Annotated in this window: 19 protein-coding genes and 2 pseudogenes; 9 read left to right on the plus strand and 12 right to left on the minus strand. The window is 71.9% G+C overall.

Going from position 1 to position 18,470, the window contains the following annotated elements; genetic code table 11:
- Positions 1-4: 4 nt before the first annotated feature.
- Entirely contained in the window at positions 5-1,066 is a 1,062-nt protein-coding gene (locus AB0P41_RS00825) for a WYL domain-containing protein (protein ID WP_365929252.1), read from the minus strand.
- 91 nt (positions 1,067-1,157) lie between these two features.
- On the opposite strand from AB0P41_RS00825, the gene AB0P41_RS00830 reads away from it, so the two are divergent.
- Positions 1,158-1,577 (plus strand): VOC family protein, encoded by a 420-nt coding sequence (locus tag AB0P41_RS00830; RefSeq protein ID WP_365929254.1) that lies wholly within the window; start codon positions 1,158-1,160, stop codon positions 1,575-1,577.
- On the opposite strand, the gene AB0P41_RS00835 is transcribed toward AB0P41_RS00830, so the two are convergent.
- Positions 1,567-2,310: a bifunctional DNA primase/polymerase gene (locus AB0P41_RS00835; RefSeq protein ID WP_365929256.1), complete on the minus strand. Its 744-nt coding sequence runs from the start codon at positions 2,308-2,310 to the stop codon at positions 1,567-1,569. The genes AB0P41_RS00830 and AB0P41_RS00835 overlap by 11 nt on opposite strands.
- A gap of 142 nt (positions 2,311-2,452) precedes the next feature.
- A complete protein-coding gene (locus AB0P41_RS00840) occupies positions 2,453-3,082 on the minus strand; it encodes a TetR/AcrR family transcriptional regulator (protein ID WP_356707436.1) in 630 nt (209 codons plus the stop codon).
- A gap of 167 nt (positions 3,083-3,249) precedes the next feature.
- Between AB0P41_RS00840 and ddaH the strand changes: the two are divergent.
- Positions 3,250-4,122 (plus strand): annotated as a pseudogene (ddaH, locus tag AB0P41_RS00845) (dimethylargininase); the annotation flags it as partial.
- Here the strand turns inward: ddaH and AB0P41_RS00850 are convergent.
- Both AB0P41_RS00850 and AB0P41_RS00855 read right to left on the minus strand, forming a co-directional pair.
- Positions 4,119-5,114 carry a small ribosomal subunit Rsm22 family protein gene (locus AB0P41_RS00850; RefSeq protein WP_365929258.1) on the minus strand — a complete coding sequence of 332 codons (996 nt, stop codon included), beginning with the start codon at positions 5,112-5,114 and terminating at the stop codon, positions 4,119-4,121. The pseudogene ddaH and the gene AB0P41_RS00850 sit on opposite strands and share 4 nt — an antisense overlap.
- A gap of 91 nt (positions 5,115-5,205) precedes the next feature.
- Positions 5,206-6,555 carry a Bcr/CflA family multidrug efflux MFS transporter gene (locus tag AB0P41_RS00855; RefSeq protein ID WP_356707438.1) on the minus strand — a complete coding sequence of 450 codons (1,350 nt, stop codon included), beginning with the start codon at positions 6,553-6,555 and terminating at the stop codon, positions 5,206-5,208.
- An 86-nt stretch (positions 6,556-6,641) separates the two neighbouring features.
- Here AB0P41_RS00855 and AB0P41_RS00860 point away from each other — a divergent pair, with 86 nt between their 5' ends.
- Positions 6,642-7,649 carry a Gfo/Idh/MocA family oxidoreductase gene (locus tag AB0P41_RS00860; protein ID WP_356707439.1) on the plus strand — a complete coding sequence of 336 codons (1,008 nt, stop codon included), beginning with the start codon at positions 6,642-6,644 and terminating at the stop codon, positions 7,647-7,649.
- Positions 7,650-7,671: 22 nt separating this feature from the next.
- Here the strand turns inward: AB0P41_RS00860 and AB0P41_RS00865 are convergent, their stop codons facing one another.
- A complete protein-coding gene (locus AB0P41_RS00865; RefSeq protein ID WP_356707440.1) occupies positions 7,672-9,339 on the minus strand; it encodes an alkaline phosphatase D family protein in 1,668 nt (555 codons plus the stop codon).
- Positions 9,340-9,481: 142 nt separating this feature from the next.
- Here AB0P41_RS00865 and AB0P41_RS00870 point away from each other — a divergent pair, with 142 nt between their 5' ends.
- On the plus strand, positions 9,482-10,237 hold the full coding sequence (locus AB0P41_RS00870; protein WP_365929260.1) for an SDR family oxidoreductase: 756 nt from the start codon (positions 9,482-9,484) through the stop codon (positions 10,235-10,237).
- 72 nt (positions 10,238-10,309) lie between these two features.
- Complete coding sequence (locus AB0P41_RS00875) at positions 10,310-11,164, plus strand: PhzF family phenazine biosynthesis isomerase (protein ID WP_365929262.1); 855 nt, start codon at positions 10,310-10,312, stop codon at positions 11,162-11,164.
- 16 nt (positions 11,165-11,180) lie between these two features.
- Here the strand turns inward: AB0P41_RS00875 and AB0P41_RS00880 are convergent, their stop codons facing one another.
- Positions 11,181-11,792 carry a TetR/AcrR family transcriptional regulator gene (locus AB0P41_RS00880; RefSeq protein ID WP_365929264.1) on the minus strand — a complete coding sequence of 204 codons (612 nt, stop codon included), beginning with the start codon at positions 11,790-11,792 and terminating at the stop codon, positions 11,181-11,183.
- A gap of 137 nt (positions 11,793-11,929) precedes the next feature.
- Between AB0P41_RS00880 and AB0P41_RS00885 the strand changes: the two genes are divergently transcribed.
- Together AB0P41_RS00885 and AB0P41_RS00890 are read left to right on the plus strand one after the other, a co-directional pair.
- On the plus strand, positions 11,930-12,511 hold the full coding sequence (locus AB0P41_RS00885; protein WP_356707444.1) for a GNAT family protein: 582 nt from the start codon (positions 11,930-11,932) through the stop codon (positions 12,509-12,511).
- A gap of 78 nt (positions 12,512-12,589) precedes the next feature.
- The gene (locus AB0P41_RS00890) at positions 12,590-13,492 is read left to right on the plus strand and encodes a glycosyltransferase (RefSeq protein ID WP_356707445.1); all 903 of its coding nucleotides are present in this window, start codon (positions 12,590-12,592) and stop codon (positions 13,490-13,492) included.
- Between the two features lie 25 nt (positions 13,493-13,517).
- Here AB0P41_RS00890 and AB0P41_RS00895 read toward each other — a convergent pair.
- Positions 13,518-13,985 (minus strand): annotated as a pseudogene (locus tag AB0P41_RS00895) (GNAT family N-acetyltransferase).
- A gap of 137 nt (positions 13,986-14,122) precedes the next feature.
- Between AB0P41_RS00895 and AB0P41_RS00900 the strand changes: the two are divergent.
- Both AB0P41_RS00900 and AB0P41_RS00905 read left to right on the plus strand, forming a co-directional pair.
- Positions 14,123-14,551, plus strand: coding sequence for a pyridoxamine 5'-phosphate oxidase family protein (locus AB0P41_RS00900; protein WP_356707448.1), 429 nt, complete (start codon positions 14,123-14,125; stop codon positions 14,549-14,551).
- A gap of 217 nt (positions 14,552-14,768) precedes the next feature.
- The gene (locus AB0P41_RS00905) at positions 14,769-15,800 is read left to right on the plus strand and encodes a 7-epi-alpha-eudesmol synthase (protein ID WP_356707449.1); all 1,032 of its coding nucleotides are present in this window, start codon (positions 14,769-14,771) and stop codon (positions 15,798-15,800) included.
- A gap of 49 nt (positions 15,801-15,849) precedes the next feature.
- Here the strand turns inward: AB0P41_RS00905 and AB0P41_RS00910 are convergent, their stop codons facing one another.
- From AB0P41_RS00910 to AB0P41_RS00925, 4 genes are read right to left on the minus strand one after another with little or no spacing between them, the layout of a single operon-like run.
- A complete protein-coding gene (locus AB0P41_RS00910; protein ID WP_356707450.1) occupies positions 15,850-17,106 on the minus strand; it encodes a cytochrome P450 in 1,257 nt (418 codons plus the stop codon).
- Positions 17,103-17,711: an ATP/GTP-binding protein gene (locus AB0P41_RS00915; RefSeq protein WP_356707451.1), complete on the minus strand. Its 609-nt coding sequence runs from the start codon at positions 17,709-17,711 to the stop codon at positions 17,103-17,105. Before AB0P41_RS00915 ends, AB0P41_RS00910 begins: the two co-directional genes overlap by 4 nt.
- Positions 17,692-18,063 (minus strand): DUF742 domain-containing protein, encoded by a 372-nt coding sequence (locus AB0P41_RS00920; RefSeq protein ID WP_356707452.1) that lies wholly within the window; start codon positions 18,061-18,063, stop codon positions 17,692-17,694. The genes AB0P41_RS00915 and AB0P41_RS00920 overlap by 20 nt, the downstream gene beginning before the upstream one ends.
- On the minus strand, positions 18,060-18,470 hold the full coding sequence (locus AB0P41_RS00925; protein ID WP_356707453.1) for a roadblock/LC7 domain-containing protein: 411 nt from the start codon (positions 18,468-18,470) through the stop codon (positions 18,060-18,062). The genes AB0P41_RS00920 and AB0P41_RS00925 overlap by 4 nt, the downstream gene beginning before the upstream one ends.

Consider the following 18,470-nt stretch of genomic DNA (forward strand, 5'->3'; position numbering starts at 1 on the left):
GCCGTCAGCCGTCTCGCGGGTCCCGCCGGGCTGAGCGCCTGAGCCGTTCGGCGAAGGCTGCGACGAGGTCACGGAGCTCGTCCGGGCGTTCGATGACGAAGGGCCGGTCGAGCGAGGCGAGCACGGCGGGCAGCCAGTCGAGCCGCTCCACGCGCAGTCGGACGCGGGACCAGCCGTCGGTCTCCGTGTCGGCGTCTCCTGTATCCGCGTCTCCCGGCTCCGCTTCCCCCGGCCCCCCGTCCCCGGGTTTCCCGTCTCCCGGGGGCGGCGGGTCCTCCACGAGCGCGATGCCGGCGGGGAGCCGGGCGTGGATGTGCTCGGCCGTGCCCTGGACGCGGAGGCTCACCTCGTACCGGTACGGCGCCGTGGCGAGCGCCGTCAGCAGGCGCTCCGCCGGGTCGGGTCCCTCGGTCGGCTCGAACGAGCCCGGCAGGGTCCTCACGTCCGTGATGCGGTCCAGCCGGAACGTCCGGTCCTCGCCCGCCGTGAGATCCGCGGCCGTCAGGTACCACTTGCCCGAGTGGGCGACGAGCCCATGAGGGTGCAGCGTGCGCTCGCTGCGACGGCCGTCCGACGCGGTGTAGCGGATCGACACCGGCCGGTGGTGGGTCACCGCGTCGGCGACCGGCAGCAGGATCCCGGAGTCCGGGACGAGCGCTTCGCCGGGCGGAGCGGTGAAGGCGAGGGCACCGAGCAGTGCGTCGAGCCTGAGGCGCAGCCGCTCGGGCAGTACGCGTCGGATCTTGGCCGTCGCCGTGTCACCCGCCGTGCCGGTCGCGGAGGCCGCTCCTGCCCATCGCCCACCGACGAGGCCGAGCAGCACGGCGAGCGCCTCGTCGTCGCTCAGCATGAGCGGGGGCATGCGATGGCCGGGGGCGAGCCGGTAGCCGCCGTAGCGGCCGCGCACCGACTCGACGGGCACGTCCAGGTCGGTGAGGTGGCCGATGTAGTGCCGCACCGTGCGTTCGTCGACGCCGAGCCGGCCGGCGAGTTCGGACGCGGTCCGGAGGCCTCCGGACTGCAGGAGTTCCAGCAGGGTGAGGACACGGGCGACAGGACGGGGCATGTCCAGAAGTCTCTCCGATATACCGGGCGGGTTCCGCCCGGTATTGCTCGTAGCGTTCGGTCAGAAGCACCGAACGACCAGGAGAACACCCTTGAACTTCGTCTCTGTCCGCGTCATCACGGACGACATCGCCCGCCTCGTCGACTTCTACGAGCGTGCCACCGGAGTGACCGCCGACCGGGCCACCGAGGACTTCGCCGAGATCAGGACCGCCTCGGCCACCCTCGCGATCGGCAGCACACGCACGGTCCCGCTGTTCTCACCCGGCTCCGCCGGCCCGGCCGAGAACCGGAGCGTCATCCTCGAATTCCTCGTCGACGACGTGGACCGCGTTCACGAGAACCTGACCGGGGTGGTGGAAAACTTCGTCAAGGAGCCCACCACGATGCCCTGGGGCAATCGCTCGCTCCTGTTCCGCGACCCCGACGACAACCTGGTGAACTTCTTCACCCCGGTCACGCCCGCCGCGGTCGCGAAGTTCACCCGCTCGGGACCGGGGCTCAGCGGCTGAGCGGCCAGGCCACCGCGTCGTGGTCGAGGTCGCTCGCGTCGGCCGTGTCGGCGTACTGGGCGCAGGCGTCGGTGAGCGTCTCGAGCAGGGTCAGCGGATCGGGCAGCGGGTTCTCCGGGCCACGGATCCAGTGCACGTCCAGCTCACCGGGGAGCCGTGCGGGTGGCAGGAGGACATAGCTGCCACGGCAGTGCCAGCGGAGTCCGGGATGCTCGTCCATGGTCTCGGGGTGGCAGTCCAGCTCGCAGGGCCACCACTCGTCCTCGTCGTCGGGGGTGCCCCGGGTTGCGGTGAAGAAGAGCATCCGGTCGCTGCCCGACTGGGCCACCGGGCCTACGTCGATGTCTGCGGCGATGAGCCGGTCGAGGGCGGCGCGCCCCGCGCTGAGGGGGACGTCGAGGACGTCGTGGATCAGGCCCGTCGCGGTGATGAAGTTGGCCAGCGGCTGGTTGGCGGCCCAGCGCTCGATCTGGGCGCGGTCCGTCGTGGACTGCGTCTGCCAGGCGAACGAGACGGGGTGCCGCGCGGGAGTCGGACAGCCGACGCGCTCGCACGAACACCGGTATCCGGAGGGGTGCGCCGCGGGCGAGATGGGCATTCCTGCCTCGGCGACGGCCAGGAGCAGCGCCAGCCGGGCCGCGTCGTCGGCTTCCGGCTGCGGTTTCGGCCGCCTGCGCAGCCACTGGGAAATCCTGCCCTCTGTGCCGCGATAGCGGCCGGAATCGGCGCCCATCTATCCCCTCACCTCAGCGGTTTCCTCTCCATGGTCCCACCATCCTGCTCCTGGGGTGGCCAGAGTTCCCAAGCGGGGTGCTCGGGCGGTTGCGCAGAGGTCGGCACACTCGTACGGAATGTAACGGAATGTGCCGTCGGGCTCAGGGCTGGGCCAGGAGCCCGCGCAGGGTGAGGTCGACGATCTGGTCCGCGTACGCATGGGTGAGCGGAAGGGTTCTGAGCAGCCAGCGGTGGGTGAGCGGGGCGATCAGGAGCTCCAGCGCGATCCGCGGATCGATGTCCGCGCGCACCTGGCCGGCCTCCTGGGCGGCTCGCAGGCGTGTGACATACAACTGGAGCTGCGGTTCGAGCAGTTTTTCGACGAATTGGGTCCCGAGCGCGGGATCCATGAGCCCCGCGGCTGTCAGGGCCCGGGTGGGTGCCGAGCTCACCGGATCGTTCAGCCCGTCGACCGTGGCCCGCAGGACCAGCTTGAGGTCGGCCGCCAGATCGCCGGTGTCGGGGATCCCGTACGCGCCGTCCTCGCCGGCCTCGCCCAGCTCCTCCGAGTGGCGGGTGCTCTCCTCGGTGAACGCCTCCAGGAGTACGGCCGCCTTCGACGGCCACCAGCGGTAGATCGTCTGCTTGCCGACGCCGGCCCGGGCGGCGATACCCTCGATCGTCGTCTTCGCGTAGCCCACCTCGCCGACGAGCGCGAGTGCGGCGTCACAGATCGCGCGGCGGGAGCGGTCGCTGCGACGGCTGGAGTCGGGTGCCTTCTGAGCTGCCATCCGGCCATCCTAGAGCCGGACGGTCCGATACGTATCGTCTTGCCTGCCGCACGTCCTGTCCGCCCCGGCCGGCGCCTCGCGCCCGGGAAGGAGCGTGTGGCCGGCGAACCACCCGAACGGATCACAGCGCGACGGCGCGGCGCGGCGCACCATGAACTCACGCACACACCCGTGCGCGTCCCACCGTTCCGCGGCCGAACGCCGCCGTTCGCGAGGAGCCTGCATTGACCCGTGACGCCACCCCTCGTCGCTATCTGATGTGCGCCCCGTCCCACTTCGAGGTCACGTACTCCATCAATCCGTGGATGGATCCGTCGAAACCCGTGGATCTGCCCCTTGCCACCACCCAGTGGGAGGACCTGCGCGACCGCTACCGGGCCCTCGGCCACACCGTGGAGCTCCTCACCCCCCGCCCCGACCTGCCCGACATGGTGTTCGCCGCCAACGGGGCCACCGTGATCGACGGCAGGGTGCTCGGCGCCCTGTTCGCCTACCGGGAGCGGTACGCGGAGGCCGAGGCGCACCGGGAGTGGTTCCGGGCGAACGGCTTCACGGAGATCCATGAGCCGGCCCATGTCAACGAGGGCGAGGGCGACTTCGCCGTGACCGCCTCGTACCTGCTGGCCGGGCGCGGCTTCCGGTCCAGTCCGCTCTCCCACGACGAGGCGCAGGAGTTCTTCGGGCGCCCGGTGATCGGTCTCGATCTGGTGGACCCGCGCTACTACCACCTGGACACCGCGCTGTGCGTACTGGACGACGCGGCGGACGAGATCATGTACTACCCCGGGGCCTTCTCGCCGGGCAGCCGGTCCGTGCTGGCCCGGCTCTTCCCGGACGCGCTGCTGGCCGAGGAGGCGGACGCCGCCGCACTCGGCCTCAACGCGGTCAGCGACGGGCGCCATGTGCTGCTGCCGCAGGCCGCGACCGGGCTCTTCGACCCGCTGCGGGACCGGGGCTTCGACCCGGTCCCGATGGATCTGGGCGAACTGCTCAAGGGCGGCGGCAGCGTGAAGTGCTGCACCCAGGAGCTGCGGACCTAGCGCTCCTCGGGCGGGGGCCAGGCGTCGCCCCACGCGGTGTCCCGGGCGGCACGGTAGAGCGCGCCGTGCCGCTTGGTGACCGTGGCGCGGCGCAGGCCCTCGTCCCGGGTGCAGAGCTCCAGCAGCACCTGCCCCTTGCGGATCTGGGGCCTGCGGATGACCCGTGCGCCGACCGGGTCGGTGGCGAACCTGGTCGCCACGACGTAGCTGAACTTCTCGTCCTCGTGGCTGAGTGAGCCGCCCTTGACCTGCCGGTGCAGCGACGAGCGGCTGACCCGCGCCGAGAAGTGGCACCAGTCGGTGCCGCGCTCGATCGGGCAGGCGTCGTTGTGCGGGCAGGGCGCGGCGACGCTCAGCCCCGCGGCGATCAGCCGGTCGCGGGCCTCGATGATCCGGTCGTATCCGTCGGGGGTGCCGGGCTCCACGATCACCACGGCCTGCGCCGCACCGGCGACGGCGTCCACCAGAGCGGCCCGGTCGGCGGGGGTGAGCTCCTTGAGTACGTAGCTGACGGTGGCCAGGTCCGTGGCCGCCGGCGCCGGCGCCGTCCCGATCCTCGCCCGCTCCCAGGCAGTGTCCCGCAGCGCGGGGATGCCGGAGGCCGCGGCCAGCTCACGGCCGAGCGCGAGGGCCGGCTCGGACCAGTCCAGGACCGTCGTGCGCGCCCCGTCCCAGGCCCCGGCGACCGCCCAGGTCGCCGCGCCGGTACCGCCCCCGAAGTCGGTGTGGGTGGCGGGCGACCAGTCCGGCGCGGCCTCGCGGAGTGCGGCGAGACAGGACCGTACGGCCTCGAACGTCGCGGGCATCCGGTAGGCGGCGTACGCGGCGACGTCCGAGCGGTCCCGCAGGATCGGGGCGTCGGTCGGGGTGGTCCCGCGGTAGCTGGCGATCAGCCGGTCGACGGCCTGGGCGGCCTGCGTCGGGGGCAGCCCGTCGAGCAGGGCGGCCAGCGCCGCACGCAGGGCTTCCGCGGTGGGGAGGGTGGCGTTCACCGCCGAATTGTAGGCGCAGGGGGCCCCGCCCTCCGCAGCCGGTGGGCGGGGTCCGTCGCCGCTGCATCTATGCGCGCGTGTTCCGCCACATCTATGCGCGCGTGTTCCGCCACGGCCGGCACAGCAGCAGGAAGCACGCCGCCGCGGACAGGGCGCAGACCACCTGCACCACGGCCATGGGTACGGCTGTCTTCTCGCCGGCGATCCCGACGAGGGGCGAGGCGATGGCCCCGATCAGGAACTGCGAGGTCCCCAGCAGTGCGGAGGCGGAGCCGGCCGCGTGCCTGGTGCGCATCAGCGCCTGGGTGTTGGTGTTCGGCATCGCGAGGCCCATCGCGGACATGAGCACGAACAGCCCGGCGGCCACCGGCACCAGGCCCACCTCTCCGAAGACCCCGGAGGTCATCAGCAGCAGCGCGACCGCCGCGACCGAGATGACGGTGAGGCCGACGCCGAGCGCCTTGTCCAGGCTGACCCGTCCGACGAGCAGCTTGCCGTTGATCTGGCCGACGGCGATCAGCCCGATCGAGTTGATCCCGAAGAGCAGGCTGAAGGTCTGCGGAGAAGCCCCGTAGATCTCCTGCACGACGAACGGTGAGGCGCTCACATAGGCGAAGAGCGCCGCGAAGGCGAGGCTGCCCGCGATCATGTAGCCGGTGAACACCCGGTCGGCCAGCAGCCCGCGCATGGTGCGCAGCGCGTCGCCGACGCCGCCGGTGTGCCGCTCGGCCGCCGGGAGCGTCTCGTGGAGCCACTTCCAGACGACGAGGGTGAGCAGGATGCCCACGACGGTGAGGACGACGAAGATGCCGCGCCAGTCGGTGAACTGCAGTACCTGGCCGCCGATCACGGGCGCGATGACCGGCGCGACTCCCGAGATGAGCATCAGGGTGGAGAAGAACCGGGCCATCTCGTCGCCGTCGTACAGGTCACGTACGACGGCCCGGGAGATCACGATGCCGGCGGCGCCCGCGAGTCCCTGGAGGAGACGGAAACCGATGAGGAGTTCCGCGGTGGGGGCGACGGCGCAGATCGCGGTCGCGAGCACGTAGACGACCATGCCGAGGAGCAGCGGCTTGCGCCGTCCCCAGCGGTCGCTCATGGGGCCGACGACGAGCTGGCCGAGTGCCATGCCGGTGAGGCAGGCCGTCAGGGTGAGCTGGACCGTCGCCGCCGGGGCGTGCAGGGCGTCGGTGACCTCCGGGAGCGCCGGGAGGTACATGTCCATCGAGAGGGGCGGCAGTGCCGTGAGCCCGCCCAGCACGAGGGTGACCAGAATCCCGGCCCGGCGTGCGGTGGTCGTGGAGGTGGTGGTCGTGGAGGCGGCCGGGGCACCCGCGGCGGTGGGGGTGGTGGCCGGGACGTCGTGTACGGCGCCCTTGCTGCTCGTCGGTATGTGTTCGTCTTCTTGCTGGGCCCGGCTCACGCCGCTGTCCGGCATCCTCGTCTCCGCTTCGTTGAATCCGCATCTATGCTCTCAGGTCAGTCGTAGTGGTCGATACCTTTTTCGGGTGAGGGCGGGCGGGCATGAGCGGGACTGTGCGTTGGGGAGTTCTGGCGACGGGCGGCATAGCCGCGACGTTCACGGCGGACCTGCTGGCCATGAAGGACTCGGGGGCCGAGGTCGTGGCCGTCGCGTCCCGGAGCGAGGCCTCCGCGAAGGCGTTCGCCGACCGGTTCGGGATCGAGCGGGCGTACGGCAGCTGGGCGGAGCTCGTCGCCGACGACACCGTCGACGTCGTGTACGTCGCCACCCCGCACTCGGCGCACCGGGAAGCGGCCGGGCTCGCTCTGCGGGCCGGCAAGCACGTGCTGTGCGAGAAGGCGTTCACGCTCAACGAGCGCGAGGCGCGGGAGCTGGTCGATCTGGCCCGGGAGCGCGGGCTGTTCCTGATGGAAGCCATGTGGACGTACTGCAATCCGCTCATCCGCCGGATGACCGAGCTGGTGGCGGACGGCGCGATCGGCGAGATCCGCACGGTGCAGGCCGACTTCGGCTTCGCGGGTGACTTCGGCGCCGAACACCGGCTGCGCGATCCCGCGCTGGGCGGCGGCGCGCTGCTGGACCTCGGGGTCTACCCGGTGTCGTTCGCGCAGCTGCTGCTGGGCGAGCCGGACCGGGTGCAGGCGGACGCGCTGCTCTCCCCGGAGGGTGTCGACCTGAACACGGGGATGCTGCTGGGCTGGGAGTCGGGTGCCACGGCGCTGCTGAGCTGCTCGATCGTGGGGAACCTGCCGACCGTCGCGTCGGTCACCGGCACGGCGGGGCGCATCGACTTCCCGCAGGGCTTCTTCCACCCGGAGCACTTCCTCCTCCACCGGGCGGGCCGGGAGCCCGAGAAGGTCGTCACGGGCCCGGGTCCCCAGGGCCTGACGGGCATGCAGTACGAGGCGGCCGAGGTGACGCGCGCGCTGCTGGCCGGCGAGAAGGAGTCCCCGCTGGTGCCGCTGGAGGGCTCGCTCGCCGTGATGCGGACGCTCGACGCGGTACGTGACCGTGTCGGCGTCCGCTACCCCGCGGACGACCGCGCCTGACGCCGGGCGGCCCGGGGCCGGGTTACGCGGGGGTGAGCCCCGGGTTCCCGGCCTCGGTCACGAAGGAGGCGGCCGTGGTGACCGGCGCCCCGGGTGTGGTGACCGCCGACACCGTGCGGAAGTCGGCCCGCGCCTGCTCCGTGCCGAGAGTGACGAGCGCGTAGCCGCGGCGGCCGTTGTAGAACTTCATGTGCGGGTTGGCCTGGGTCAGGTTGTTCCAGTTGGCCGGCTTCTCGGAGCCGTCCTTGCCGCTGGCGATCGAGGTCGCCACGACCTCCGTGCCGACGGTCCGGGACGCCGGGTCGTCGAAGTCCTTCTTGAGGTCGAAGGCGTAACCGACGTGCACGTCGCCGGTCAGGACCATCAGGTTCTCGATCCCGGCGGCCTCCGCACCGTCCATGACGCGCTCACGGGAGGCCGGGTAGCCGTCCCAGGAGTCCATGGACAGCTTGTAGGCGTCGGTCGGCACGTCGCGCCGCTGGGCGAAGGTGACCTGCTGCGGCACGACGTTCCACCGGGCGTCCGAGGTCTTCCAGCCGTCGAGCAGCCAGCGCTCCTGGGCGGCCCCCGTCATGGTGCGCGAGGGGTCCTCGGACTCCGGTCCGGGGACCTTCCAGCCGTCGCCGTACGCCTGGTTGCTGCGGTACTGGCGGGTGTCGAGGATGTCGAACTGGGCGAGCCGCCCGAAGCGCAGCCGGCGGTAGAGCCGCATGTCGGGGCCGGTGGGGCGCTGCGGGGTGCGCAGCGGCTGGTTCTCCCAGTACGCGCGGTAGGCGGCGGCCCTGCGCAGCAGGAACTCCTCCGGGGGGACGCTGTTCTCCGGGGTTTCGCCCGCGTAGTTGTTCTCGGTCTCGTGGTCGTCCCAGGTGACGACGAAGGGGTGCGCGGCGTGGGCGGCGCGCAGGTCGGGGTCGGACTTGTAGAGGCCGTACCGCATGCGGTAGTCCTCCAGCGTGAGCGTCTCCCGGTTGTAGTGGTCCGGCAGGACGCGGTCGGTGTACTTGCGGGCGCCGCCGACGGAGGTGACCGCGTACTCGTACAGGTAGTCGCCGAGGTGGAAGACCACGTCGACGTCCTCGTCCGCGAGGTGCTGATAGGCCGTGAAGTAGCCGTCGTGGTAGGCCTGGCAGGAGACTGCGGCCAGGGTCAGGGAGCTGTTGCGGGCGCCGCGGGCGGGTGCGGTGCGGGTGCGGCCGGTGGGGCTGGTCCAGCTGCCGGCACGGAAGCGGTAGTAGAAATTCCGGTCGGAGTCGAGGCCGTCCACGTCCACGTGGACGCTGTGCCCGAATTCCGGGTGGGCGGTGGCGGCTCCGCGCCGGACGACCCGCCGGAAGCGCTCGTCGCGGGCGATCTCCCAGCGGACCACGACGCGCGCGGCGGGGAGCCCGCCGTCGGCCTCGTACGGGCGGGGCGCGAGTCTCGTCCACAGGAGCACGGAGTCCGGCAGGGGGTCCCCGGACGCCACCCCGAGGGTGAAGGGGTCCTCGGTGATCTTCCGGGCGTCGAGCTCGGCGGCGGCCGCCGTGCCCGCGCCGGGCAGGTTGACCGCGAAGGCCAGTGCGGCGGCGGCACCGGTGACGGTGAGGAACCGGCGGCGGCCCACACCGGAGCCGAGCCGCTGCGCGGCGAGGCGCAGTTCGGCGGAATGGCCGTGCTGTCCGGGCGTCCTGCTGAGCTGTGCGGGTGTCATGTGCCCCTCCCCTGCCGGATGTTGTCAGAGGCATTGGAGTGCGGGGCGACGACCGGCCGTTGGCGGGTACACAACATCCTTATGGCGGTGTGATGAGCACCGGGTGCCGGCCGCCGTGAAACCTCCCGTACGCTGCCGGGCCATGAACGCTGAGCAGAGAATCGCTGTCGTCACAGGTGCGGGATCGGGGATCGGCAGGGCCGTCGCCCTCACCCTTGCGGGCGCGGGCTGGACGGTGGCCCTGGCGGGCCGGCGGGCCGCCGCCCTGGAGGAGACGGCCGCCGCGGCCGGCCAGGCCACCACGGTGTGCCTGCCCGCCGACGTGAGCGACCCGGAGGAGGTGGCGGCGCTCTTCAGCTCCGTACGGGACCGCTTCGGCCGGCTGGACCTGCTCTTCAACAACGCGGGGACGTTCGGACCGCGCGCGACGCCCGTCGAGGACCTGGCGTACGAGGACTGGCGGACGGTGGTGGACGTCAATCTGACGGGGACGTTCCTGTGCGCGCAGGCGGCGTACCGCCTGATGAGGGAACAGGACCCGCAGGGCGGCCGGATCATCAACAACGGCTCGGTCTCGGCCCACGCGCCGCGCCCGCACTCCATCGCCTACACGGCGACGAAGCACGCGGTGACCGGCCTGACGAAGTCGCTGTCGCTGGACGGGCGGCCGTACCGGATCGCCTGCGGGCAGATCGACATCGGCAACGCGGCCACCGACATGACGGAGCGGATGAGTTCGGGGATCCTCCAGGCCAACGGCGAGGTGGCCGCCGAGCCGGTCATGGCGGCGGACGACGTGGCGCGGACGGTCCTGCACATGGCGGAGCTGCCGCTGGAGGCCAATGTGCAGTTCGCGACGGTACTGGCGACCGCGATGCCGTACGTCGGCCGGGGCTGATCCACCCGTGGCCGTGTTCCCGCGCGGCACCGGGCGGGAATGCGCGGCCGTCTCCCCCGGTTGAGCTGCGACATGAGCGCACACACCGCCGTCGACGTCCTCCGCTACACCGCGTTCTCCGCCGACCCGGGCGGGGGCAACCCGGCAGGCGTCGTCCTGGACGCCTCCGGGCTCGACGACGCGGCGATGCTCGCGGTCGCGGCGGAGCTGGGCTACAGCGAGTCGGCCTTCCTCACCTCACCGGACGGCCGCGGCGGTTACACCGTCCGCTACTTCAGCCCGAAGGCCGAGGTCCCCTTCTGCGGCCATGCCACGGTGGCCGCCGCCCTCGCGCTCGCCGAGCGGGACGGCCCGGGCGACCTGGTGTTCTCCACCCCCGCGGGCCCGGTCCCGGTCACCGTCACCCGTGAGGGCGACGAGCTCCGCGCCACCCTCACCAGCGTCGAGCCGCACACCACGGACGCCGCCCCCGAGGACGTGGCGGAGGCCCTGGCCGCCCTGGACTGGCCGGCCGCCGAGCTGGACGCCGCGCTGCCGGCCCGGATCGCCTACGCGGGCGCCCGCCACCTGGTGCTGGCCGCCGCGACCCGGGAACGGCTGGCGCACCTCTCGTACGACTTCGCCCGGCTGGAAGTCCTCATGCGGCGGCTCGACCTGACGACCGTCCAGCTGGTGTGGCGGGAGTCCGCCACGGTCTTCCACGTCCGCGACCCCTTCCCGGTCGGCGGAGTCGTCGAGGACCCGGCGACGGGCGCGGCGGCCGCGGCGTTCGGCGCGTACGCCCGCGAGCTCGGCCTCGTCCCGCACGACGCGGTCCTCACCCTGCACCAGGGCGCCGACATGGGCCGCCCCGGCACCCTCACCGTCGAGCTGAGGCCGGGCGACGCCCGGATCAGGGTGTCGGGGACGGGGACCCGTATCGGCTGAGTCCCGGAGCGGGGGCTCAGCTCGCGTACACACCCGCCCGCGCCGCCACCGCCGCCGCCTCGGCCGCGCGGTCGGCGACCGCCTCGTCGAGGGGGTCGCCACTGGCCAGCATCCGGTAGTAGAGGGGAGCCGACACGGCCCGGATCACCTCGCGGGCGTCGGTCCCCCGGGGCAGTTCGCCCCGCTCCACCGCCGCGTCGACGCAGCCGGCCCACTCCGCGACGCGTACGGCGTAGAAGCGGTGCAGGGCCTCGGCCGTCCGGGCGTCGCACGTCGCCGCCGCGACGACGGCGGCGAAGAGGGGCCCCTGGCGCGCGTCGGTCAGTGTGCGCACCACCAGTCGCGCGTTGGACCGGAGGTCCTCGTCCAGGGAGCCCGTGTCCGTACGCGGGACCGACTGCTCCGCCATCTCCGTCAGCAGGTCGGCGACCAGCCCCGCCGTGGTGGACCAGCGCCGGTAGACCGTCGTCTTGCCGACCTCGGCGCGGCGGGCCACGTCGGCGAGATCGAGCCGGTCGAAGCCGTGCTCGACCAGCGCGTCACCGGCCGCGCGCAGCACGGCCTCCCGCACCCGTGCCGTGCGGCCGCCGGGCCTGACCGTGCCAGGCTCCACATCCCCTGTGTCCACGAGAGGCCTCCCATTCCGTCACCGGCCCGGAGCAGGTGACAGTACACCTTAACGGGAACGCGGGGCCGTTAGCACTCGGAGGTCCACCGGGTGAGTCGGGGCCGGGCGGCGGGGCGCGGGCGCGGCAGGATGACGGCATGGCACCACCGCTGACCGTTCCCAGCATGACCGCCGGAGCCGACTTCGTCCTGCGGCCCTGGGAGATGAGCGACCTTCCCCTCGTCCGCGAGGCGGCGGAGGACGACTACATCCCGCTGGTCACCACGATCCCCACGCCGTACTCCGACGAGGCCGCCGAGGCCTACGTCAGGCGCCAGTGGGACCGGGCCGCCGACGGGGTGGGATACCCGTTCACCATCGCGCGCACCCGGGACCGGCGGCCGGTCGGCTCCATCGGGCTCTGGCTCGCGGACGCGGCCGCGGGCCGGGCGACCCTCGGCTACTGGATGACGGCCCCCGGCCGCGGCCAGGGCGTCGCGGCAGCGGCCCTGCGCACGGTCACCACCTGGGCGCTGCACGAGCTGGGCATCCCCCGGGTGCAGCTCCTCATCGAACCCTGGAACACGGCCTCGGTACGGACCGCCGAGAGCGCCGGCTACCGGCGCGAGGGTCTGCTGCGCGGCTGGCAGGAGATCGGGGGGCGGCGCCGGGACATGCTGATGTACGCCCGGCTGAACGGCGACCGCCCTTCCGATGACCGGTCACCCACCGCGAGCTGAACACCGGACGTTACGATCACGGGCACCGCGGTGGTGCCGCGGTGCCGCAAGCCACCGAATCCCCGGGAGAGCCGAGCCTTGTCCGAACCGCGTATCGGCGTATCCATCGTGACCATGGGAGACCGTCCGCAGCAGGTCGAGGCGCTGCTGGCGTCGGTGGCCATGCAGGACGCGCGCCCCTCCCGCGTGATCGTCGTGGGCAACGGCTCGCCGCTCCCCGACTACAGCTCCTTCCCCGGCCTGACGGGCCTGGCCGGCGGCGTGACCCTGCTCGAACTCGACGAGAACCTCGGCTGCCCCGGCGGCCGCAACGAGGCCCTGGAGGCGCTCGCCGCCTACGGCGACGTGGACGTGGTGATCGAGCTGGACGACGACGGACTCCTGGTGGACAAGGACGTGTTCCGCCGGGTCCAGGAGCTGTACGCCGCCGATCCGCGCCTCGGCATCGTCGGCTTCCGTATCGCCGACGAACACGGTGAGACCCAGCGCCGGCACGTGCCGCGTCTCCGCGCCAAGGACCCGATGCGCCGCGGCCAGGTCACCGCGTTCCTCGGCGGCGGCCACGCGCTCTCCATGAGGATGCTCGCCGAGACCGGCCCCTGGCCGGCCGAGTTCTTCTTCACCCACGAGGAGACCGACCTGTCCTGGAGGGCGCTCGACGCGGGCTGGAAGATCCTCTACGAGCCCGGCCTGCTGCTCCAGCACCCCAGGACGTCGCCGGCCCGCCACGCGGTCTATTACCGCATGACCGCCCGCAACCGCGTCTGGCTGGCCCGCCGCAACCTGCCCCTGCCCCTGGTCCCCGCCTACCTCGGCACCTGGATCCTGCTCACCGCGGCCCGTACCCGCTCGGCCACCGGCCTGCGCGCCTGGGCGGCCGGCTTCGCCGAGGGGATGCGCACCGAGTGCGGCGAACGGAACCCGATGCACTGGCGCACGGTGTGGCGGATGACGCGCCTGGGCCGCCCGCCCCTGGTCTGACCGCTCGGCCCCGGCCGGCCGCCGCTCAGCCGGCGTCCCTCCACCGGTACAGCACGTCCGGCTCGTTCTCCTCGTTGCGTGCGCCGTCGTCGTACGCCTCGGCGACGAAGCCGTGCCGCTCGTAGAAGGCGCGGGCGGCGGAGTTGCGCTGGAAGGTGTACAGGCTGAGCTCGCCGCGCGAGGCCTTCTTGACCTGTTCCAGGAGCAGCGTCCCGACGCCCTTCCGCAGGGTGTCGGGACGCAGATGGAGCTGGTCGAGCTCGTCCCCGTCCAGCGAGGCGAATCCGAGCAGTTCCCCCGACTCCCCCTCGGCCACCCACACCCTGGAGCCGGGCAGCACGCCCTGGGTGATTCAGGCGAGCGTGTCCTCATCGCTGTGCACCCGCGGCAGGTAGGGCAGCGCGGCGGCCCGTGAGGCCAGGAAGACCCGGGTGATCGCCTCCGCGTCCCCGGCGGTCGCCGCCCTCAGCCGTACGGACGTGTTCCGGTCCATGCTCCGCTCCCCCGCCTCGGTGAACGCACATGTATAGCAGGGGTGTCGGCCGGAACGGCGGGTTCCGCCGCCACGCCGGGGCGAGCGTTGCATAATGCCGCCCTGAGGCACCGACCGTCCGACCGAGGAGTCCAGCCATGGCTTTGACCCGCACCGAGCGCGAGCAGTTCCTGGCCGAACCGCATATCGGCGCACTGGCCGTGGACGCGGCCGAGGAAGGACGGGCCCCGCTCACCGTGCCGATCTGGTACCAGTACGCACCCGGCGGCGACCTGTGGATCATGACGGGGCGCGACTCCCGCAAGGGGACCGCCATCGCCCGGGCGGGCCGCTTCAGCATCATGGCGGACCGCCTGACGCCGACCATCCGCTACGTCTCCGTCGAGGGCCCGGTCGTCTCCACGCTCCCCGCCACCCGTGAGCAGCTGGTGGAGATGGCCTCGCGTTACCTCCCCGCCGAGAAGGTCGAGGGTTACGTCGACTTCGCCTGGAAGGAGCACGGCGCCCAGGTGGTCGTCCACATGCGTCCCCAGCGCTGGCTGAGCTCGGATCTGGGCCAGGTCTGAGCCTGCGGCGTACACGCGTGGAGGCGCCGGTTCCGGAAGATCTTCTTCGAGGCGATCTTGCGGCATAGATCGTTTAGGGTCTGGGCAGCATGAGGGCGCACATGATGAGCCATCAATTTGTGGCTCAAAACGTGCACTTCAAGTCAATGGGCGGCATTTTCGATCGCCCGGTCACGGGGCGGGGGCCTGTGAACTGTCTCAAGAGAGGACCCGCCACATGCCGCAGGACGTCACATTCGACCTCCCCTTCAAGACGCCGGTGAGCGAACACCTCGCATACGCGCGAGAGCACCACCTGCGCTGGGTGTGGGAGATGGGCCTGGTCCGCAGCCAGGCCGGCTTCGAGGAGTACCAGTCATGGGACCTGCCGCAGGCGGCGGCGCGTACGTACCCCTACGCCTCGGCCGACGACATGGTCGTCCTGATGAACTGGTTCTCCCTGGCCTTTCTCTTCGACGACCAGTTCGACTCCGGGAGCCCGGACCGGGCGGACCGCATAGCGGAGGTCGCGCGGGAGCTGATAGCCACACCGCTGCGGCCCGCCGGGACGCCTCCCCGCGTGCTGTGCCCGATCACCCTGGCCTGGGCGCAGGTGTGGGCCCGTCTCTCGGATGGCATGTCCCTGACCTGGCGGACCCGGTTCGCCGCCTCCTGGGGGCGCTTCCTCGTGGCCCACACCGAGGAGGTCGACCTGGCGGCCGAGGGCCGCGCGGGGACGCTCGGCATCGAGGAGTACGCCGAGTTCCGCCGTCGCACGGTCGGCATCCACCACAGCATCGACGCGGGTGAGCGCAGCCGCGGCTTCGAGGTGCCGGCGCAGGTGCAGGCGCACCCGCTCATGGTGCGGATGCGGGACCTGGCCGCGGACACGATCGGCTTCATGAACGACATCCACTCCTTCGAGCGCGAGAAGCGCCGGGGGGACGGCCACAACCTCATCGCCGTCCTGCACCGGGAGCGCGGCTGCACGTGGGAGGAGGCCGCCGCCGAGGCGTACCGGATGACGACGGCGTGCCTCGACGAGTACCTCGCACTGGAGACGCACGTCCCGGCGATGTGTGAGGCGCTCGGCCTCGGCTCCGAGGAGCGGGCCCAGGTCCGGATGGGCGTGGAAGCCATCCAGCACTGGATCAACGGCAACTACGAGTGGGCGCTGACCTCGGGCCGGTACGCCGCCGCGAAGGAGGGCCCGGCCGCCACGGCGGAGCTGGCGGGCCGGGGTTCGCTGGACGATCTGCTCACCGTCTGACGGACGTGTGCCCGCCCGGCCGGAGGCCGGGCGGGCACACGGAGCACGGTCAGACCGCGGTGAACTCGACCGGGAGCGTGTCCAGACGCGCTTCCCAGGTGGAGGCGGTCGAGGTGAGTTCACCGGCGGGCACGGACAGCCGCAGGCCGGGCAGCCGGTGCAGCAGGGTGTCGACGGCGATCTCGATGATGGCCTGGCCCATGTTCTGGGCGGGGCATTCGTGCGGACCGCCGCTGAACGCGAGGTGCGACTGGTTGCCGTGTACGGAGACCCCCGCGTCCGGACGGATGTCCGGGTCGAGGTTGCCCGCGGCGAGCCCGAGCACCAGCAGGTCGCCCTCCTTGATCTGCGTACCGCCCAGTTCGAGGTCCGCGGTGGCGAAACGCCCCGGGAGGACCGCGAGTGGCGGGGTGCTCCACATGACCTCCTCGACGACCTCGGAGACGGCCCGCTGGCCGCTGACGAGGCCTGAGAGGCGGGCGGGGTCGGTGAAGACTGCCTCCAGCACCCGGGCCAGCAGGTTGCTGGTCGTGGTGTGCGCGGTGATCAGGACCAGACGCAGATGGCTGAGAATCTCGCCCTCGTCGAGTCCGGCGTCGTGCGCGAGCAGCCCCGTGGTGAAGTCGGGCCCCGGTTCGAGGCGCTTGCGCTCGGCGAGTTCCCCCAGGATCTCCATGATGCGGTCGTTGTGCGCGAGGGCGTCCGGGCCGCCCTTGATGACCTGGGCGCAGGAGACCGCGAGGCTGCGCCCCTCTGCTGCCGGGAGCCCGAACAGCCGTGTGAGCACGAGCATCGGCAGGTACTCGGCGTACTCGCCCACCAGGTCGGCACTGCCCTTCCCGGCGAACGCGTCGATCTGCTTGTTCGCGAAGTGCGTGACATGGCGGCGGATACCGCGTCCCGCCAGGGTGTCCAGGTTGTCGGTGACGGCCCTGCGGAGCCTGCGGTGCGGTTCACCGTCCTGGGAGACGCAGTCCGGACGCCAGCCGAGCATCTGCATCAGCGGCGAGGTGTCTTCGACCTCCCCCTCCTTCCAGTCCCGCCAGATGCGCGAGTCCCGGCTGAACTGGAGGGGGTTGTCGAGCACGCGCCGGCTCTCGCGGTAGCCGAGGACCAGCCAGGCGCGGACGTCCCCCTCCAGGAGCACCGGCGCCACGGCCCCGTGTTCCTTGCGCAGCCGTCCGTAGATGCCCTGCGGGTCGATCGCCGCGTCCGGCCCGTACAGCCGGGTCAGGCCGTCGGCGCCGCCGTGCATGACGGGGCAGCCCCGGGTGGCTTCGGCGCCGTCGGCCGGGTGGTCGGTCATCGGGGCTCCAGAGCGACGGCGGAGCGTGCCTTGAGGTGACGTATCAGCGCGATCAGCACGTCACGGCTGGAGTTGCGGTCACGGGCGTCGCAGGTCACGACCGGCGTGTGCGCGGGGATGTCCAGGGCGTCCCGGATCTCCTCGACCGGATGGTCCTTGGAGTCGGGGAACACGTTCAGCGCGATGACGAAGGGCACGTCCTGCCGCTCCATCTCCTCGATGGCCCGGAAGCTGGAGGCGAGCCGGCGGGTGTCCACCAGCACGACCGCACCGAGGGCGCCCTTGAACAGGCCGTTCCACAGGAACCAGAACCGCTCCTGCCCCGGGGTCCCGAACAGGTACAGCACCAGCTCCTCGTTGATGCCGATCTTGCCGAAGTCGAGGCTGACGGTGGTCTCCTGCTTGTCCGCCACCCCGATCAGGTCGTCGACGTCCACGCTGGCCTGCGTGAGCGTCTCCTCGGTGGTGAGGGGCTTGATGTCGCTGACCGAGCGCACCAGGGTGGTTTTCCCGGTGCCGAAACCGCCGGCGATCATCACCTTCACCGAGCGGGTACCGCCTCCCGCCGTCTGCCGGTCGGGATGGTCAAAGCCTTTGAAGTCCACTGAGTACCTCCTCAAGGAGCGCGAGGTCGGGCCCGCGGCCGGCTCCTGAAGCCGGGATGGGATCACGGGCTTCCACGCGGCCTGCGTCCAGCAGATCGGCCAGGAGTACCGCGAGAATGTTGAAGGGCAGTCCGAGGTGGGCGCCGAGTTCGGCCACCGACAGCGGATCGCGGCAGCGCCGGAGTATCTCCTCGTGCTCGTGCTGCAGACCGGTCCCGGCCGCGGCACGGGAGCTGATGAGTGTCGCCACGTCCAGGGTCGACGCCGAACCACCCGGTCCGCTGCGCCCCCCGGTGAGGACGTAGTAGCGCTCGAGACCGGGCGGGTCCGTGGGCCGGCGGGGACCACTCATCCAGGATTCTCCTCCAGGCGCGGACTCGTGCCGAGGAGCTCACCCATCCTCCGCGCCAGATCCCTCATCTGATGGCCGAGCAGGCCCTGGTCGAGCCCTTCCCTGGCCAGCACCCCGAGGTAGGTCTCCACTCCGGCCCGCACCACGAAGAGATGGCCGCCGTCGACCTCGATCATCGCCAGGCGGAGCTGTCCCGCGTACGTGGGGAACTGCTCGGCCACCGGCTGTGCGAGGGCCTGCAGGCCCGCGACCACGGCGGCGAAGCGGTCCACGTCGTCGGGGTCGTCCGCGCCGTAGGAAGTGATGGCCTTGCCGTCGCTGGAGGCCACGAGGGCGAAACGTATCTCCCGGATGCTCTCCGTGAGATCGCGGAGCGCCCAGCTCACGTCGGTTCCCTGTTGCGTCAT

Origin of the sequence: Streptomyces sp. NPDC079167, from assembly GCF_040686735.1 — a bacterium.
Lineage (GTDB): Bacteria > Actinomycetota > Actinomycetes > Streptomycetales > Streptomycetaceae > Streptomyces.

What these genes read in the sequence shown, in the direction of transcription:
- AB0P41_RS00825 (WP_365929252.1), bottom strand. Translation starts at nt 1,066, where the DNA reads ATGCCCCGTCCTGTCGCCCGTGTCCTCACCCTGCTGGAACTCCTGCAG.
- AB0P41_RS00835 (WP_365929256.1), bottom strand. Translation starts at nt 2,310, where the DNA reads ATGGGCGCCGATTCCGGCCGCTATCGCGGCACAGAGGGCAGGATTTCC.
- AB0P41_RS00840 (WP_356707436.1), bottom strand. Translation starts at nt 3,082, where the DNA reads ATGGCAGCTCAGAAGGCACCCGACTCCAGCCGTCGCAGCGACCGCTCC.
- AB0P41_RS00855 (WP_356707438.1), bottom strand. Translation starts at nt 6,555, where the DNA reads ATGCCGGACAGCGGCGTGAGCCGGGCCCAGCAAGAAGACGAACACATA.
- AB0P41_RS00860 (WP_356707439.1), top strand. Translation starts at nt 6,642, where the DNA reads ATGAGCGGGACTGTGCGTTGGGGAGTTCTGGCGACGGGCGGCATAGCC.
- AB0P41_RS00865 (WP_356707440.1), bottom strand. Translation starts at nt 9,339, where the DNA reads ATGACACCCGCACAGCTCAGCAGGACGCCCGGACAGCACGGCCATTCC.
- AB0P41_RS00870 (WP_365929260.1), top strand. Translation starts at nt 9,482, where the DNA reads ATGAACGCTGAGCAGAGAATCGCTGTCGTCACAGGTGCGGGATCGGGG.
- AB0P41_RS00875 (WP_365929262.1), top strand. Translation starts at nt 10,310, where the DNA reads ATGAGCGCACACACCGCCGTCGACGTCCTCCGCTACACCGCGTTCTCC.
- AB0P41_RS00885 (WP_356707444.1), top strand. Translation starts at nt 11,930, where the DNA reads ATGGCACCACCGCTGACCGTTCCCAGCATGACCGCCGGAGCCGACTTC.
- AB0P41_RS00900 (WP_356707448.1), top strand. Translation starts at nt 14,123, where the DNA reads ATGGCTTTGACCCGCACCGAGCGCGAGCAGTTCCTGGCCGAACCGCAT.
- AB0P41_RS00905 (WP_356707449.1), top strand. Translation starts at nt 14,769, where the DNA reads ATGCCGCAGGACGTCACATTCGACCTCCCCTTCAAGACGCCGGTGAGC.
- AB0P41_RS00910 (WP_356707450.1), bottom strand. Translation starts at nt 17,106, where the DNA reads ATGACCGACCACCCGGCCGACGGCGCCGAAGCCACCCGGGGCTGCCCC.
- AB0P41_RS00920 (WP_356707452.1), bottom strand. Translation starts at nt 18,063, where the DNA reads ATGAGTGGTCCCCGCCGGCCCACGGACCCGCCCGGTCTCGAGCGCTAC.
- AB0P41_RS00925 (WP_356707453.1), bottom strand. Translation starts at nt 18,470, where the DNA reads ATGACGCAACAGGGAACCGACGTGAGCTGGGCGCTCCGCGATCTCACG.